Origin of the sequence: Mycobacterium leprae TN, from assembly GCF_000195855.1 — a bacterium.
Taxonomy (GTDB): Bacteria; Actinomycetota; Actinomycetes; order Mycobacteriales; family Mycobacteriaceae; genus Mycobacterium; species Mycobacterium leprae.
Genome location: NC_002677.1, coordinates 854731 through 871065, shown reverse-complemented (window position 1 = coordinate 871065; position 16335 = coordinate 854731). Strand labels below are relative to the sequence as shown.

At 58.6% G+C, this 16335-nt stretch carries 11 protein-coding genes and 9 pseudogenes; 12 read left to right on the top strand and 8 right to left on the bottom strand.

Annotated elements, in window-relative coordinates; translation table 11 throughout:
- Positions 1–147: 147 nt before the first annotated feature.
- From ML_RS03685 to ML_RS03675, 3 genes and pseudogenes are all read left to right on the top strand, one after another.
- A complete protein-coding gene (locus ML_RS03685) occupies positions 148–1038 on the top strand; it encodes a sulfurtransferase (RefSeq protein WP_010907892.1) in 891 nt (296 codons plus the stop codon).
- Positions 1039–1048: 10 nt separating this feature from the next.
- Positions 1049–1463 (top strand): annotated as a pseudogene (locus tag ML_RS03680) (SufE family protein).
- A gap of 110 nt (positions 1464–1573) precedes the next feature.
- A complete protein-coding gene (locus tag ML_RS03675; protein ID WP_010907891.1) occupies positions 1574–3370 on the top strand; it encodes an acetyl-CoA carboxylase biotin carboxylase subunit in 1797 nt (598 codons plus the stop codon).
- Positions 3371–3377: 7 nt separating this feature from the next.
- Here ML_RS03675 and ML_RS03670 read toward each other — a convergent pair.
- The 6 pseudogenes from ML_RS03670 to ML_RS03645 all read right to left on the bottom strand — a co-directional run.
- Positions 3378–4127: pseudogene (locus ML_RS03670) on the bottom strand (sigma-70 family RNA polymerase sigma factor).
- Positions 4123–4493: pseudogene (locus ML_RS03665) on the bottom strand (anti-sigma factor). Before ML_RS03665 ends, ML_RS03670 begins: the two co-directional pseudogenes overlap by 5 nt.
- 446 nt (positions 4494–4939) lie before the next feature.
- Positions 4940–5251: pseudogene (locus ML_RS15280) on the bottom strand (protein UsfY).
- Positions 5252–5359: 108 nt separating this feature from the next.
- Positions 5360–5736 (bottom strand): annotated as a pseudogene (locus ML_RS03655) (hypothetical protein).
- A 104-nt stretch (positions 5737–5840) separates the two neighbouring features.
- Positions 5841–7192, bottom strand: a pseudogene (locus ML_RS03650) (aminotransferase class III-fold pyridoxal phosphate-dependent enzyme); the annotation flags it as partial.
- Between the two features lie 80 nt (positions 7193–7272).
- Positions 7273–7667, bottom strand: a pseudogene (locus tag ML_RS03645) (Lrp/AsnC ligand binding domain-containing protein); the annotation flags it as partial.
- Between the two features lie 286 nt (positions 7668–7953).
- On the opposite strand from ML_RS03645, the gene ML_RS19810 reads away from it, so the two are divergent.
- The 5 genes and pseudogenes from ML_RS19810 (at position 7954) to ML_RS03625 (ending at position 11149) form a co-directional block, all read left to right on the top strand.
- Entirely contained in the window at positions 7954–8028 is a 75-nt protein-coding gene (locus ML_RS19810; RefSeq protein WP_231846775.1) for a hypothetical protein, read from the top strand.
- Between the two features lie 336 nt (positions 8029–8364).
- Positions 8365–8574, top strand: a complete 210-nt coding sequence (locus ML_RS19805; protein ID WP_064430272.1) for a 2-oxoadipate dioxygenase/decarboxylase family protein — start codon at positions 8365–8367, stop codon at positions 8572–8574.
- Entirely contained in the window at positions 8499–8786 is a 288-nt protein-coding gene (locus ML_RS19800; protein ID WP_438501726.1) for a 2-oxoadipate dioxygenase/decarboxylase family protein, read from the top strand. Before ML_RS19805 ends, ML_RS19800 begins: the two co-directional genes overlap by 76 nt.
- 244 nt (positions 8787–9030) lie before the next feature.
- Positions 9031–10416, top strand: a pseudogene (locus tag ML_RS17830) (aldehyde dehydrogenase family protein).
- Positions 10417–10477: 61 nt separating this feature from the next.
- On the top strand, positions 10478–11149 hold the full coding sequence (locus ML_RS03625) for a TetR/AcrR family transcriptional regulator (protein ID WP_010907890.1): 672 nt from the start codon (positions 10478–10480) through the stop codon (positions 11147–11149).
- A gap of 75 nt (positions 11150–11224) precedes the next feature.
- On the opposite strand, the gene ML_RS17825 is transcribed toward ML_RS03625, so the two are convergent.
- Entirely contained in the window at positions 11225–11422 is a 198-nt protein-coding gene (locus ML_RS17825; protein WP_330944638.1) for a hypothetical protein, read from the bottom strand.
- 944 nt (positions 11423–12366) lie between these two features.
- Here ML_RS17825 and ML_RS17820 point away from each other — a divergent pair.
- The 4 genes and pseudogenes from ML_RS17820 to ML_RS17805 all read left to right on the top strand — a co-directional run bounded on the left by ML_RS17820 (position 12367) and on the right by ML_RS17805 (position 14754).
- Positions 12367–12645, top strand: coding sequence for a hypothetical protein (locus ML_RS17820; RefSeq protein WP_064482976.1), 279 nt, complete (start codon positions 12367–12369; stop codon positions 12643–12645).
- A 1037-nt stretch (positions 12646–13682) separates the two neighbouring features.
- A pseudogene (locus ML_RS17815) lies at positions 13683–13730 on the top strand (hypothetical protein); the annotation flags it as partial.
- Between the two features lie 94 nt (positions 13731–13824).
- Positions 13825–14274 (top strand): hypothetical protein, encoded by a 450-nt coding sequence (locus tag ML_RS17810; RefSeq protein ID WP_049769695.1) that lies wholly within the window; start codon positions 13825–13827, stop codon positions 14272–14274.
- 309 nt (positions 14275–14583) lie between these two features.
- Positions 14584–14754, top strand: a complete 171-nt coding sequence (locus ML_RS17805) for an Lhr family ATP-dependent helicase (protein WP_306455860.1) — start codon at positions 14584–14586, stop codon at positions 14752–14754.
- A gap of 621 nt (positions 14755–15375) precedes the next feature.
- On the opposite strand, the gene ML_RS03615 is transcribed toward ML_RS17805, so the two are convergent.
- The gene (locus tag ML_RS03615; RefSeq protein ID WP_010907889.1) at positions 15376–16290 is read right to left on the bottom strand and encodes an extracellular catalytic domain type 1 short-chain-length polyhydroxyalkanoate depolymerase; all 915 of its coding nucleotides are present in this window, start codon (positions 16288–16290) and stop codon (positions 15376–15378) included.
- Positions 16291–16335 lie beyond the last annotated feature (45 nt).

Genomic DNA, 16335 nt, shown 5'->3' with positions numbered 1-16335 from the left:
CTAGTACCCAGGCCACGGTTAGTGAACCGTGTGCCGATGGGTTGCTCGGACTACCCGAGATACCAGACTGACATAGCCCAATGGACATCAGCGCTTCAGACTCTAAGCATGATCACCAACAACATCAGGATGAGTAAGCTTTAAGGTGTGCCGCTACCCACAGATCCAAGCCCTTCCCTGTCGGCTTACGCCCACCCCGAACGGCTAGTAACCGGTGATTGGCTGTACTTCCATCTGGGCAAACCCGGTCTGGCTATAGTCGAATCCGACGAGAACGTACTGCTCTACGATGTCGGACATATTCCTGGCGCGGTGAAGGTCGACTGGCACACCGACCTCAATGACCCGAAGGTGCGTGACTACATCACTGGCGAGCAATTCGCCGACTTGATGAACCGCAAGGGCATCGCCCGCGACGACACCGTGGTGATCTACGGCGACAAGAGCAACTGGTGGGCGGCCTACGCACTGTGGGTCTTTACCTTGTTCGGCCATCCCGACGTGCGACTGCTCAACGGCGGTCGTGATCTATGGCTCGCCGAACGCCGGGATACCAGCCTGGCCGTGCCGAATAAGACATCGACCAGCTATCCCGTGGTAAACCGGAACGACGCACCCATCCGCGCATTCAAAGACGACGTGTTGGCCATCCTCGGCACTCAGCCGCTGATCGACGTGCGATCCCTCGACGAGTACACCGGCAAATGCACCGAAATGCCCGACTCCCCCGAAGAAAGTGTGCTGCGAGCCGGCCACATCCCCACCGCCAGGTCGATCCCGTGGGAAATGACAGTCGACAAAAGCGGTCGATTCCGCAGCAGCGAAGAATTGGAACGGCTCTATGACTTCATCACCCCAAACGATAAAACCATCGTATATTGCCGCATCGGCGAGCGATCCAGCCACACTTGGTTCGTACTCACCCATCTGCTGGGCAAACCGGGAGTGCGTAACTATGACGGCTCGTGGACCGAGTGGGGGAACACCGTACGAGTGCCGATCACTGCAGGCGAAAGCCCCGGAGCCGTACCTGTCTGATAGCCATTCCGTGAGAATACCCGCGCCCTCGGCCGTCCTGGCCTCAGACTTCGACGAAGTCTGAGGCCAGGACGAGCTAAAACTGTTGCTGGAATTTGCCGATGACCTGCCAGCCCTGCACGCCGACTCGGCCGAAGCAGCGATGGAGCCGGCGCCCGAATACCGACCTCGCTTTTTCTGCACATCGATACATCGATCCACACGACCGAAGCTGGGTGCGCCTGTACTTCAGCGCTCCGGCCGAAGCGCCGACCACCCGTGGGTTGGCCGCTGTCTTAGTCGCCGACTTAGACCACCAATCCGCCGCTACACCTAACGGTACCCAACGATTATGTTATGTCGGGCCGGGCGTAGCTGCTCTGATCAGCCCGCTGCAGTTACGCGGAATGTCGGCGATGCTTGCCCGGATCAATCAGCCATTCTAAACAGACCGGTTACCCCCACCACCACCTGGTCGCGTCGCCGACACGACGCTTAGACTTCCCGCGACATAATTGTAAAAAATCCCTTAAAATACCGCCAAACAGGAGGCGCAGTGGCCAGTCACGCCAGCTCGAGGATCGCCAAGGTTCTCGTCGCCAACCGCGGCGAAATTGCTGTCCGGGTGATCCGCGCGGCCCGCGATGCGAGACTGCCTAGCGTGGCAGTATACGCCGAGCCTGACGCCGAGGCGCCACATGTGCGGCTGGCCGACGAAGCGTTCGCGCTGGGAGGTCACACTTCCGCAGAGTCCTACTTGGACTTCGGTAAGATCCTCGACGCCGCTGCAAAATCCGGAGCCAACGCGATCCATCCCGGTTACGGGTTCCTTGCCGAGAATGCTGACTTCGCCCAGGCCGTCATCGACGCCGGCCTGATCTGGATCGGGCCCAGCCCACAATCGATCCGCGACCTCGGCGACAAGGTCACCGCCCGCCATATCGCCGCCCGCGCACAGGCTCCCCTAGTGCCCGGCACCCCGGATCCGGTCAAAAACGCCGACGAGGTGGTGGCCTTCGCCAAAGAACACGGGGTACCGATCGCGATCAAGGCCGCCTTCGGTGGCGGCGGCAAGGGCATGAAAGTGGCCCGCACCCTCGAGGAGATTTCCGAACTATACGAATCGGCGGTGCGTGAGGCCACCGTTGCGTTCGGCCGCGGGGAATGTTTTGTTGAGCGCTACCTAGATAAGCCCCGACACGTCGAAGCGCAGGTAATCGCCGATCAGCACGGCAACATTGTCGTCGCCGGTACTCGGGACTGCTCGCTACAGCGGCGTTTCCAGAAGCTGGTCGAGGAGGCGCCGGCGCCGTTCCTAACAGACGCCCAGCGTAAGGAAATCCACGAATCCGCGAAGCGAATCTGCAAGGAGGCCCACTACTACGGCGCTGGGACGGTAGAATATCTTGTCGGCCAGGATGGCCTAATCTCGTTCCTGGAAGTCAACACCCGCCTTCAAGTTGAGCACCCGGTCACCGAAGAGACCACAGGCATTGATCTGGTGCTGCAGCAGTTCAAGATCGCCAACGGCGAAAAGCTCGAACTGATCAAGGATCCTATCCCGTGCGGTCACGCCATCGAGTTCCGAATCAATGGCGAGGACGCAGGACGCAACTTTCTGCCCTCGCCGGGGCCTGTTAGCAAGTTCCACCCGCCCACCGGTCCCGGCGTGCGATTGGACTCCGGGGTAGAGACCGGTTCGGTAATCGGTGGCCAGTTCGACTCCATGCTTGCCAAGCTGATCGTGCACGGCGCCACTCGCCAGGAAGCACTGGCGCGCGCCCGCCGCGCACTGGACGAATTCGAGGTCGAAGGCCTGGCCACGGTCATCCCGTTCCACCGCGCTGTGGTATCCGACCCGGCGCTGATCGGCGACAACAACAGCTTCTCGGTGCACACCCGCTGGATCGAAACCGAGTGGAATAACACCATCGAACCCTTCATCGACAACCAGCCCCTCGACGAAGAGGACACCAGGCCACAACAGACGGTGATCGTCGAGGTCGACGGCCGCCGACTCGAGGTCTCGCTGCCCGCCGATCTCGCATTAGCTAACCCGGCCGGCTGCAATCCAGCCGGTGTTATCCGCAAAAAACCCAAGCCGCGCAAGCGCGGTGGACACACCGGCGCAGCGACCTCCGGTGACGCGGTGACCGCGCCCATGCAGGGCACCGTAGTCAAGGTCGCCGTTGCGGAGGGACAAACAGTGATGACAGGCGACCTAGTGGTGGTCCTCGAGGCTATGAAGATGGAGAACCCAGTCACCGCACATAAAGATGGTATCATAACGGGCTTGGCGGTCGAAGCCGGCACGGCCATCACTCAAGGCACGGTGCTCGCCGAGATCAAGTAAGGCTGGCCTACTCTAGCTGGTCCCACAGCCGCGCTAGCGATGTAGCCAACAGCCAATGTCACATCGATTTGTAAAATTCCTACCCTCTCAGCAATCTGCGTCATCGACTCGAAACGCGAAGCACTAAATGCCATATCGTTCCCACTTGGGCAACACCTCAAGCAATAGAGATAGCGCCTCCCGATTTTCGATCCGCTCAAAGCCTGCGTCCACGTCGCCCAACGTATCGGCGATAGCGCAGACGTCGTCGTCATCGTTGCCGCTGTCGATGGACAAGGTGTTCTGGGAACTGCCGGCAACCAGCCCCTCGACAACCTCGTTACGATCCATGCCGAGTTCGGATGCGGTGGGCGCCCGGTCAAGACGTTGTGACAGTTCAGCCGTCGCTGTGCCAAGTTGTAAGTGCAGTTCCTTCAGACGCCGGGGAACCTGGACCGACCAGAGCTGTTGTCGCGGAAGTAACGTCGAACCCTCACTCATGATCGCAGGCACCACAAACAAGATGAAATCTGATCCCGGTTTCGGGGTCGAAACGCACTACCCGAATTGACCAATCCGACCCGCACGATCTGGACAAAGTCGTCACACGGTGCGTCGCGGCCTACGAACCTCCTGGCGATGTGACCAACCAGCGACAAGCAGCGCTCCACAATCTCCTACCGGAGGCGTCAGGACTCCGCTGAGTCGGCGGTGGATACGGCAAGCTTACGAAACATCTCCGGGACTCGGCGTATTCGTTAAGGCGGCGAAGTCTAATCGCCGGTAGCTCGCACTGTCACCGGCCGCAGAGCCGCCCTTCGTGCCTTTAAAAAGGCTGCCGGTTTTATAGGGCCGTGGCAAGTCTGTACATGGTCGGTCAACGACATTAGGAAATGCCAACTGCCACAACATCGTAGGTGTCGCAAATCGCAGAAGCCTCCACCACCAATTCGTCGTCGCGTGAATCGACCACCAGAACGAGCGTTGAGTCCGAAGTTGCCGAGCGGACCAACCGTATGTATGCTTCGTCTACCGCCAGCAGCAAGTTCGCCACAGCGCCAAAATCCAGGTCTTCAAAGGTGCCGATCACACCGACCAAGATTTGGAGCAACACCAGGTGCTCCAAATGCGTGGCAACATGCAGTTCGACAGAGCGGTGACCTCGTTATCCCCGGTTTGGGACGTAATTCCGCATTACTCACTTGTTCTCCTGGCAACATCTGACTGACATTACTCCCAGTCCCAGTGAGAAGTCCGCCTTCGAGTCGGTTAGTCATGATTGCCGTTGAGTGTTCCACCGGATACGGAGCGTACCTGATGTACACGGAAGCGAGCGCGCAACGTGTTCACGTCGAGGTTATCACCGGGACCACGGTGGTCACTCATCACAGTGTACAAAGTGATATCCGCTCGATACGACTGGTAAAACCCACGGATATTAGGTTCCCGCCAGTGTCCAGCAGGACTGGCGACCTGTAGCGGCGGCAAAGCACGTCACGAAATCCCGGCTGCCCGTTAAATGAAGTTAAAGAAAGAGCGAAAGATTTTTTACCACCCCAGACTAGTCGACGCTGAACAACCGCGAGTTGATCACGCTAGGACACTGGTCGCAACTAGCCAGCGGACTTCGGGATGTTCGGGGTACCACCGATCTGCGATCTTGCGGATCCACCGGTGCTCGTTAGCAAGACGAGCACCGTCACGGTGATCGCGACTACACTTACCGTCATGCCCTGGTTATGATTTCCGGTCCCGAAGGCCGCAAGACTGGCTAACCATACCGATCATAGCCGCCACGACAAAAAGGTTACCAAGTCAGTGCAGTACGTCGATCAGAAACTCACCAACGAAGACCCGTGTCGTCCGCAAATGGTCGACCAAATCACGATAGGTGTCTCCCATAGCTACTTCTGTCCCGTTTGTTCGTCCCATCGTTTCGCCTGCGCAAGACCAAGGACCTAGCATCAGCGGTAGAATTCACAGAACAGGTTTGGCGAGAGAGCGGACGATTCAAAGTGCCATTATCGAGCCGGCAATCGGCGGCACACCTAAAAACAGCGTTAACACCATCAGCGTCAACAAAAACCAGCCGGCGCCGTCCCAGCACCACCAGGTACCCCGGTCGTGCCAGACGAAGTAGGCACGCACGAAGCCCCGCGGCGAACAAAATCAGCGGACCCCCGAACGCTAGCAACGTCAGCTGAGGCGGTCACAGGCCACCGCGTCGATGCCCGCTCCCCCGCAGGGGCTGACCCATAACGCGGCCGCGATCAGGAAGCCAACGCCGGCTACTGCAGCCAACATGGCGAACCGGATCGCGGCGCGAACCTCACCGTCCTCCTACCCAGATGATCACCACCACCTGATCGTTCACGTACTTTATCCATCCCCCGCAAACCTCATATCCGGTTGTTGGCCGCTACAACGTCGCTCTGGTCCCATAGATCCGCCACAACAATCCCAAAAAAGGCAAACCCGTTTGGCGACCCACCGTCACGGCCTCGTCAGCGCCTGCAACGCGCCGCACACGGCCAGCGATCAGCCGCGTGACCACAAGGAAGGCGGGACGCAACCATACGCCATCGTTGCCGTTGGGCAGCACGATCACCGCAGGTAGCAACAGCTGGCGGATCACCTCTGTCGCGACCGGCACTGGTCGGCATGTTGAAAGCACACATCCGACCGGCTGCGGCCGCTCGAGTCGAGAATCAGTGCCAGGAAATCGTCGGCGAACTCGCCGAGCCAAGCGCGCAAAGTAGCTGCCCTGCTGAGCCGCAGATTCGAACCACCCCTCGGTTTCGATCACCTCAAGGATCCGTCGGACGCACACTAGGTCGGTAAGATCGCCGCCCCACGTCGAGTTGATCCGGGAAGAGACCGTAACACATTGTCGGCTAATTTCGTCATCTCGGTGACCTGCCTTGACTCCACACACCTGCGTCCTCTTGCCGAAGTCGACTACGTCGGGTTGCATATCCAATTGTTTTTAGGCCCAAGGGGTTCCGATCAACCCACAGCCGGTCTGCACCTCGTCGAAAATCAGCAGAGCATTGTATTAGTCACGCAACTCACGCATCGCCACGAAGAACTCTGGCCGAAAATGTCGGTCGCTACCTTCCCCGTGGATCAGCTCGGCCAGAAAGTAAAGCGATGGAGTACAGGTGTGTCTAAAATGCCGCGCGCACCTGACTCAGTGATTCGGCTTCTAGCACATCCAAATCGACTCCGGACCAGATAAACCAGATATAAGGCACGTAAATGCATCTCCAGTCGAATGTCTAGAACCGGGCCACGGCAATAGACTTGGTATTGGTGAGCGGCAAAGTGTAGCCGCTGCGGCCGCGAAATACCCCACGCAAGTGCAGCACCCGAGTGCCCAGCAATGGATCGATACCGTAGGCTTCGTTGTACCGACCCGTCCAGGCGAACGCGACACTTGAATGCGTTCTCCACCGCCAGCACATCACCTTCGATGAAGAACAGATGCGGCAAGGCCGGATCACCCAGCACGCGCCCGAAGGTCTCGACCAAGCTGGCCATTGCCACCGAGTACACGTCGAAATTACTGGGCTTGTTCAGCACCACCGCTATGAGTTCAGCACAGATTTCGTTGTTCTTGACCAGCGCCGGATGATTTATGTCCGGTGCCTATGAAGCGTAGAAGGTGAACAGGTCGGAATAGCACTGACCGGTTCGGACATCGACCAGATACGAGCCGATCGAGCAGGTCAGAACCAGTACCAGGTCGAAAAAGCCGGTCAGAATGCTGTGCGCAAGCGCGTCATGCACCTGGTCTGGTTCTGTTTGTGGACCAACGAATGCAACCGATCTTAAAACAGCAATTGTAGCATGATGCTAGTGGTTTTTTTACAGAATTTTACATTGTATTTCATATTTATGTAGTAAAATTTCCGGGTATGTGCTACCTGTGGCTGTAAAAATAGTTTTAGTATTACCGTACTTCGGATCGTGACATTCGTCGCTGCCCGGATCCTTTGCAGCTGATCCTCCAGCGCACGTGCAGACGCGACACGTACTAGCAAGATGTAGCTTTCTTCACCGACCACCGAGTGACACGACTCGATTTCCTCGATGTGCTCCAGGCGGGTGGGCGCATCATCGGGTTAAGACAGATCACGAGGAGTGATTGCCACGAACGCCAACAGCAGCTACCCAACCGCCTTCTGGTTGATCAGCCCCGAATATTCAGACGCCACAACGCGATACTCCAACCTGCGCGTCCGCTCCTGAACCGCCGAAACCGACAGTCCGCCAACTCCAACAAAGTGGCGTGCCCGTCAGCTACCAGCTCACACATCAAGATCCAGTTGGCGTCATCTGGGTTTCACCCATGACCGGAGACTATCGCAGCGTCTCCGCATGAGCCCAATACAGCTGGCTGCCTGGCAACTGTGTACGATTCGCTGCCGAGTTGTCGGCCATATAGCCCAGCGAGGTGCCCGCATACGCCACGCTGGTCGCAGTCAGCAGCCTAAGTCACCTCCAACTACCTGACACGCCATTGGCGTGTACAGTGTTGCGCTTCAATGTAACGGGTCACCGCTAAGCGACACGACTCTATCCGTGTAGGCAACCCGGACGAATTGACTGCCGTCGCTGACCTCTTCGTAGCGTTCAGCATGTTGCCGGACGACTATTACGATCTTCGTTCCGAATAGTCTCTCATTCCATTGTCGTACAATAATTTTCGATCTATCGATGTAAATGATCTGGAGCACAACATGTTCCGGTTTTTCACCTAGATGCTAGCCACCCGCGATTCTCCGATACCTCGAAGCCAGTCGGCGCACCTGTGTAGAAAACCTTCCTGGGCCAACGTCAACTGTTCGACCCCGCATTGTTGGCTCAGACCCGACAAATCGCCGCCGGATGACGACTGTGACGCCGATCCCGATCCAGGAGCGTCCGTTTTTCTCTGAAGCGGTAGCGCTATTCGTGCTATTGCGCGAACCTGTCAAGAAGTCTTGGTACGGCGAGTTATCCCGAGTGTGGCAATGGCTTCCGACATCGCCTGCGTCGGCTACACCTACATCAATCATCTGACCCCGCGGGTCCCCGACATCGACTATCTACACAACAGTATGACTGCTCGTGGCATAACTATGATCGATGCCATACAGGAACCAGCATGCACCCACGGACCCGATGTGCTGTTGCAACAGAATTCGTTTCGTGCATTCGCCGAGCCAAACCTGTTCCGTTAGAACGGTCCAGGTATCAAGCCACCCTCACCCAAAGACAGCTTCAGGTGCGGTTCGGAGAAATCGAAGCGTGCGGTGTCGCACTGACGCCGCAGAGCCGCGAACGTTACGACGCTGTTATGGAAACTGCCGACACTGCCACAGTGTGGAGCAAATACTTTCCGTCGACTGCTGAAAAAATAGCCACTCAAAGACTGAGCCTATTATCGCAGTGACACCCCGTAGGCCCCGATTGTCCACCAGGATTTCCTGCTTGCCGCCGAGGACGCTTCCTACGATTCCAGTTACGACATCAGGCAGTTGGCTAGGGCTATAGCCCACAACATTCACGACCCGTACGCGCTATACGAAACGCTCTCCAAGGAAACACCCCAGTTAGCGTGTCAACTCGCGCCGACGACGATGCAGCGGGGCACCACCTGCTTGCGAGGCACGGAGCGATGGGGAAGAACGGCACTTATGACCACAAACGAGTTACGCACCCGGGTAAACAAGACGGCCCTCACAGCGATCGGCAGCTCGAACGGAACCCACGCAACGCTGGGAAAACTAGGCAAGCGCGGCTTACCCCCAGCACACCGATTACCAGCGAGGTCCTGCTCACCATCGCACAAACCACACCCGAGTAGGAGGATCGCACGATCGCGGATACCACCCAGGCGTTTTGGTCCTAGCGAAGCACACCGATGCCAGTGCACGGTGTCCTGGTAGTCCGGCTCGGCTAACTACTCACCCGCACACAAGAACGACCCCGCCACGCTAGTAACAATCGAGGTAGACAAATATCGCTTCCGAGGAGGATGGAGAAAGCCAGGAAAATCAAAGTCCAATTCACGGTCATCCTGTAGAGCCAACTCTACGGCTGGACCAGCGTATCGTAGCACCCTAACCATCGGTTATAGATAACTAGCATCCGCTTGGCGTAGTCGGTGCGATCACAGCGTTCAACTTCCCAATCGCAGTCTGGACGTGGAACGTGGCAATAGCACTGGTGTGTGGCATCACCGTGGTGTGGAAGCCCTCGAAGCTGACACCGTTGACAGGACCGGCCTGCCAGGTGCTGATTGGGCGAGCCACCGCAGACGGCGGTGCGCCAGCAGCGGTCAGCAGCCTAATTGTATAGCGACTACGAGCTCAACGGGGCAGCTGGCCGACGATCATCGGATAGCGTTGTGTCCCGGCCACCGGGTCGGTGCGAATGGATCAACAAGCTGGTCCACGCGTCGCGGCGCCGTTCGGGCTAGCGTTGCTGGAGGTGGTGGCAACAACGTAGCCCTCGTGACGCCGTAGGCCGACCTGGACCTGGCGGTGCCGGCATCGCTTTTGCCAACGTCGGCACCGCCGGTCATCTTTACACCATTTTGTCTAAACTCTTATCATACACCGCTTAGTGGCCGACAACGTAGTGGCGCACCTGGTCTCCGCGTGGTAGGCAGCTGTCCTATAAGCGACCTGTCGACGCTAGGTGCGTTGCTGTCCGGCGTGATCCGAATCCCGTCGCAGACCACCATCGTGACCACCGAAACGTTTACACCGATCCTCTACACGCTGACCTACGACAATTTTGACGAAGCGATCTCGCTTAATAACACTGTGTCACAAGGACTTTTATCGTCAACCTTCACTATCAACCTACGTGAGGAGGAGCGCTCCGTAAATGGACCGGACTGCGGTATCACCAACGTCAACATCGGCACATCGGACGCTAAGATTGGCGGCGAGAAGCAAACCGGCAGCGGGCAGAAAGTTAGTTTAGACGCGCAGAAGACCTACATGCGGCGCTCCACCAACACCGTCAACTACTCCGACGAGTTGCCACTAGCGCAGAGTATAAAATATAGGTAAGAGTTTGGCTGAGTCCACGCACCCGCAGGTCGTATACCCGCCATGGGTAATATTCTGTCACATGACCACAGCCAGGAGGCGTTTATCTCCCGAGGATCGGCGTGCTGAGCTGCTGGCACTGGGAGCAGAAGTGTTCGGGAAGCGACCCTATGACGAAGTCCGCATCGATGAGATCGCCGAGCGTGCGGGGGTGTCGCGCGCGCTGATGTATCACTATTTCCCTGACAAGCGCGCGTTCTTCGCCGCGGTTGTCAAGGACGAAGCTGATCGACTGTACGCGGCCACGAACATTCCGCCTCCTGCTGGTTTGACCATGTTCGAAGAAGTGCGCGTCGGTGTACTGGCCTATATGGCCTACCACAAGCAGAATCCGGAGGCTGCATGGGCAGCCTACGTCGGTCTTGGCCGTTCTGACCCGGTTCTGCTCGGCATTGACGACGAAGCCAAGAACCGCCAGATGGAACACATCATGTCCCGGATTGGGGATGTAGTGAGCGTAGTACCGGAGTCCAAACTGCATCCGGATATCGAGCGAGACCTGCGGGTAATCGTGCACGGCTGGCTGGCGTTTACGTTCGAAGTGTGCCGGCAACGAATCATGGACCCATCGACCGACGCCGATCGCCTTGCCGACTCCTGCGCGCATGCGCTGCTGGACGCCATCGCCCGGGTGCCCGAGATTTCCAAAGAACTGGCCGATGCGATGGCGATCGCGCGTCAGCCGCCGCAATAGTCCGCAGATGAGGTGCTTTCGTCTGCAGAATTGTCGTTCGCCACTGACACCATGGCTAGGCGAGCACTACGTCACCTAATCAGTCCCTGCCCCCCGTACCCAAAACTCGTTGGGCCAGTTCAGCATGATCACCCGCGAATGGTTCACCAGCACCTTCGACATCTCAACCACGGCGCAGGCCAGCTCCTGGGAAGTCATCGCGGATAGCCATAACACGTTAGTTATCGCCCCAACCGGTTCAGGTGAGATACTGGCCGCCTTTCTGTGAACCATCGCTAGTTTGTGCGGCCACCGTCACGTCGTCGTACCGGCCGGCGATAACTCGCTTGGCTGTACGTGTCGCCACTTAAGACGCTAGAAGTCGACATCGAACGCAACTTGCGTACCCAACCTGGCAGAGCTCACCCGGATCGCCTAGCATACCGCCCGGAGCGGGCCCGATATCCACGTCGGGATCCAATCCCGGTGCCACCCCGCCGGCACGCTACCGCCAACTGCTTGCCCAGCCACCCGATGTGCTGATCACCACCCCGGAGTCACTGCTTTTGATGCTGACTTCGACCACGCGCGAGACGCTGGTCGGCATACAGACGGTGACCGTCGACGACGATTAACGCCATCGCCGGCGGAAAGCGGGGCGCACACCTAGCCCTGCCACTGAAGCGGCTCGACGACCTGTCACACGCCTTTCAGCAAGGTCGGCCTGTACAGCGCAGGGTTTGTCTGCAACCGTACGTCCGCCCGAAGAGCTCGCGTGGTTCCTGTCTGGACTAGTCCCCCCTACTAACCCAACCACGATCATGGCTCCGCCATCGACCAAGGCTATCGAACTCACAGTGGCTGTTCCTGTACCTGATATGACCAATTTGGCAAATAACATCATCTGACCCTACATCGAGGCACACTTGGCCAATGTGATGAAATCACACAGCTCGACCATCGTGTTCGCCAACTCACTCCGAACCGCAGAGCGGCTTACCATACAGATCAACGAAATTCACGCAGAACGGTCCGGCATTTTGTCGGCGTCGGAGGCTAACCCTCAGATACCCGGCAGCACACCGGCGCATCGGCTACGTTCAGCGCCCCCGTGACTGGCACGCGCTCACAACAAACTCGGTCAACAAGAAGCAAGCGCGCACAGGGCGAAATAGAGCCTCAAACGCGGACATCTCAAGGCGGTGGTAGCAACCTCAAGCTTGGAATTGGGCATCGACATGGGCGCAATCGATCTGGTGATACAACACGTGAAGGCACCACTATCGGTGGCCAGCGGCCTGCAACGCATTGGGCGAGCCAGAAATCGCGTCGGTAAGATACCATGCGGGGGTGCTGTTCCCCAAGTACCGTACCGACCTGACTGGTTCCGCGATCAGCACCCAGCGGGCTCTCGCCAACCAGATCGAGACGATGCGTGTAGCCCTACCAGCCCGCTCGATATTCTGGACCAACAGACCGTGACGACAGCCGTGCTTAAACCATTGGACGCCGGCTAGTGGTGCAACACCGTCCGGGCCAGGACATCCCATCCGCGGTGCTGCCGCACAGCTTCTACGAGCCCACACCTGGACCTTTTGAGCAGCAAATATCACATCTACCGAGTTCGCCGAGCTGCGAACGCTGTTGGTCTACGACCGCGCGGCCTGGTGCGCAGCGGCTGGCTGTCACCTCCGTTGGCGCCATTCCCGATCGCGGGCTGTTCAGCATGTATCTAACCAGCTATCCGGACAGTCCTTCGCGAATAAGCGACCTAGACGAAGAGATGGTGTATGCATCACCGCGCTGGTGACGTTATCTAGCTGGGAGCCCCCAGCTGGCGGATCACCGAGAAAAGACTACCCACGACCGCGTTCTGGTCATCCCCACGCCGGACCAACCGGCCCAATTGTCGTTCTGACGCAGCGATAATGTCGTCCGCCCAGCCCAACTCGGCGCCGCGACCGGAGCACTGACCCGCCTGGACCACGACACATTCGGCAAGCGTTGCGCTGACTCGAATTTCGACTATTACGCGACCGCCAACCTGTGGGTGTTGCTGGACGACCAGCGCACCACCACTTTGACACTACACACCGACACCACTCTGCTCGGTCAAGCGATTCCGCGACTACTTAGCAACTGGAGGGTGAATCCTGTATTAGCCGTATTGGCTGCGAGTACACGAGCCGCTGGCGCTGGCGGTGGGTCGGCGGCTGCGGGGACACGCTACAGACCCGACCAGAAGCCGACTGCCTCCGACTATGGCATCGTGGTTTAATTGCCGGACCGCTCTTTCCTAATTTCACGTCTGCCTTCGCCTTCGATATCCGCAAGGCGCCAAGTTGTTTGTCTTCGACCCCGATGGAGACCGACCCGATTGTCACCGCAGAAGTGGGCGGTTCAGCGCTGTTTACGGTGCCGGTTCCGGGAATGTGCGGCCCACGCTTTGTTGCTGCCCGCCGGCACCCCGGCCGCTGCTCGCCGCTGTGGAACCAGTGCCAGCGCCCCGCCCAGTTACTGGAAGTAACCCGCAAATATCCTGGACTTTCCCATCGTGCTGGAGACCGTCCGAAAATGCCTACAGGACGTTTACGACGTCCCCGACCTGGTCGAGCTGATGACCGGCATCGCTTTGCGCCAGGTCCGAGTAGGCAAAAACGAAAACGGCGAAACTCTTACCGTTTACAGCGTCACTGGTGTTCGGCTACACCGGAACGTTCATGCACGAGGGCTCTATATCCCTATTTGCCGAGCGTCGCGGCGCTCTCGCTGGACAGCTACTCGACCACGTAGAACTGCGCGAGCTATGCAATCCCGAGGTCATCACCGCAACCGAGCGCCAGTTACAGAACCTGTTGGATAACCGGGTCGGTCACGACACCGAAGCGATCGCGGATTTGCTGCGACTGCTGGGTCCGCTCACCGCAGCTGATGCCGCCGCTTGGTCCAACGGGTGCTCTGACATCCACGGATGGCTGGAGGGCGTGCACGCCGCTAGGCACGCGCTAACGGTGTCGTTCGCCGGCAGCAGCTGGGGTGAGTGGCCATCGGAAGACATCGGCCAGCTGCACGACGGAGTCGTAGCGACGGGTCCGGTCAGCGTTCCTGTCATCTTCACCGTAGAAGTAGCCACCCCGCTGGGGTAAGCGGCTGCGCCGCTACGCGCCGCACCCACACCCCATTCACCACAGCGTCACCCGTAGGCTGAACCGGCCTGCAGGTGAAGACCGATGTGCTGGGCCTGCTGGTAACTCTGACGACCAGCTGGTGCTACACCGAATTGTTGCCGCATAATGCGGCAACAATTCGGTGTAGCACCAGCTGCGTGCCCAAGTCGAGTCGGTTAGCACCGCAGCTTACGCGCACTTTCTACTGGCCTTGTATTACAATGTCTTCGGGCCACTGCAGTCTTGATGAGCTGACGTCCGTCATAGATCAGCTGGCCAGGGTGGCGGATGCCGACCTCGGCAATCGAACCACTGGTGCTGACCCCGCGAGTCCGTGACTATACCCCGGTGATGCTCGACAAGCTGCTCACAACCGACGAGGTAATCCGTCGAGTGCCGGAACAATCTCAGGTAATGACGGCAGGATCGCACTGTACGCCGCCGAGTCCGCACCGTTGACGCTGTTCGCCGGCACTGGCACCCGCAAGAGTTTCGCTCCGGCACACCCCGCACGCCGACCGCCGTGGCTGAGCCGCTACGGCGTCACGCACCCACAGCACCAGACCCGACCGAGGCCGACTTTAGCTACGCCCGAGACGGATATCACGCTGGGCGAACACCTGGCCGGTCGCATATTGACACGCCGCGATATCGAGGCAACACACTGCTGAGATCGCGGACCGTTAGGAACAAAACCTAGATTGCTAGTACCAGGACATCGCGGTGATGGAGACCTCTGACGTGGCGGTGTACGACGCTTTGTCGACGATGACCCGGCGGATGCCTCCGCGGATTATTCCCGTAACCGGATTGGCCCAACAAACCACCACGGCCTAGCCAGCACAAAGCCACGTTCAACCAAGCCGATCCTACGACAAGCAACACGACGACGGCGCGAACCAACAGGAGTTGGCGTGGCCGTAATGCTTCGCATCTCGGATATGGTCTGGTGGAGTCAAGCCGACATCAGTTTCTGGGCGTAAATGCGTTGCAGCATAGTTCCTTCCGATAACCAGTAGTCAATATTCCGTCGTGGCCCTGGTGTGGCGGCCCGCTGGCAGCGCCCGGCGATTGCTCGAATTAGCTGCGAGCATGCGTCAGGAAAAACTGCGCGATAACTTCCGATGCGTCGAACACGCACGTGGTGGACCCGATGACTACCTTGGGTAAATATTGCTTGCCGCCCGGCCAAGTGTGACCGCCTTTGTTGATCTTGTAGAAGACCACTTCGGCGGAATTTGCACACACAGTGTAATCAAAGCGGCGGACGAATGTTCCGTCCCCAACGTCAGGCAATTCCTGTTGTGACGGATCGCCTTGACACCCATCGGCCGTGCGCCACTTTTCCACCATATTGGTAACCGAGACCACGTGACTGACCCCGCCGCGACCATGCACGTCCCCACCGTTGAACGGCACCAGCGGATCATCGGTTCCATGCGCGTCCATAACCGACACCGGTTGCGACGGATGGCAGGCCACATCGACGCCCAATGTTCCGGCCACCGGGGCGATAGCGGCAAACATATCGGCACGATCACACGCCAGCTTGTTGGACATGAAACCCCCGTTGGACATGCCGGTGACAAAGACATGGCCGGGGGCAACACCGAAGTCACTCTGCAGTTTGGCCGCCAACTCAACCAAGAAACCGACGTCGTCGACATGTCGACGATCCGCCGGCGATGCCCCTCGTCCATCGGCCCAGCTCTTATCGTAACCGTCAGGGTAGGCCACCAGCAGATTGTTTAAGTCGGCAACAGCATCAAAATCGGTAAGGCCCTGCTGCCCAGCTCCAGTGCCGCCTCCGCCGTGCAGGTTGAGCACCAGGCCCACAGGAGAGCCTGGCGGAACGTGCAGCACGTAGGTTCGATTCAAGCCGCCGAATTGAAAAGTCCCAGGCTGATCGCGAGAACTGGCCGATACCTGGCGCCCAACACATCCAGCCAGACAGACTGCGAGAACGACGGACGCTAGCCATCGCGCCACATTCAAGCCGCTGCGCCCCGTCCTACAACCTGGGCCACTGCATGCTCGTTG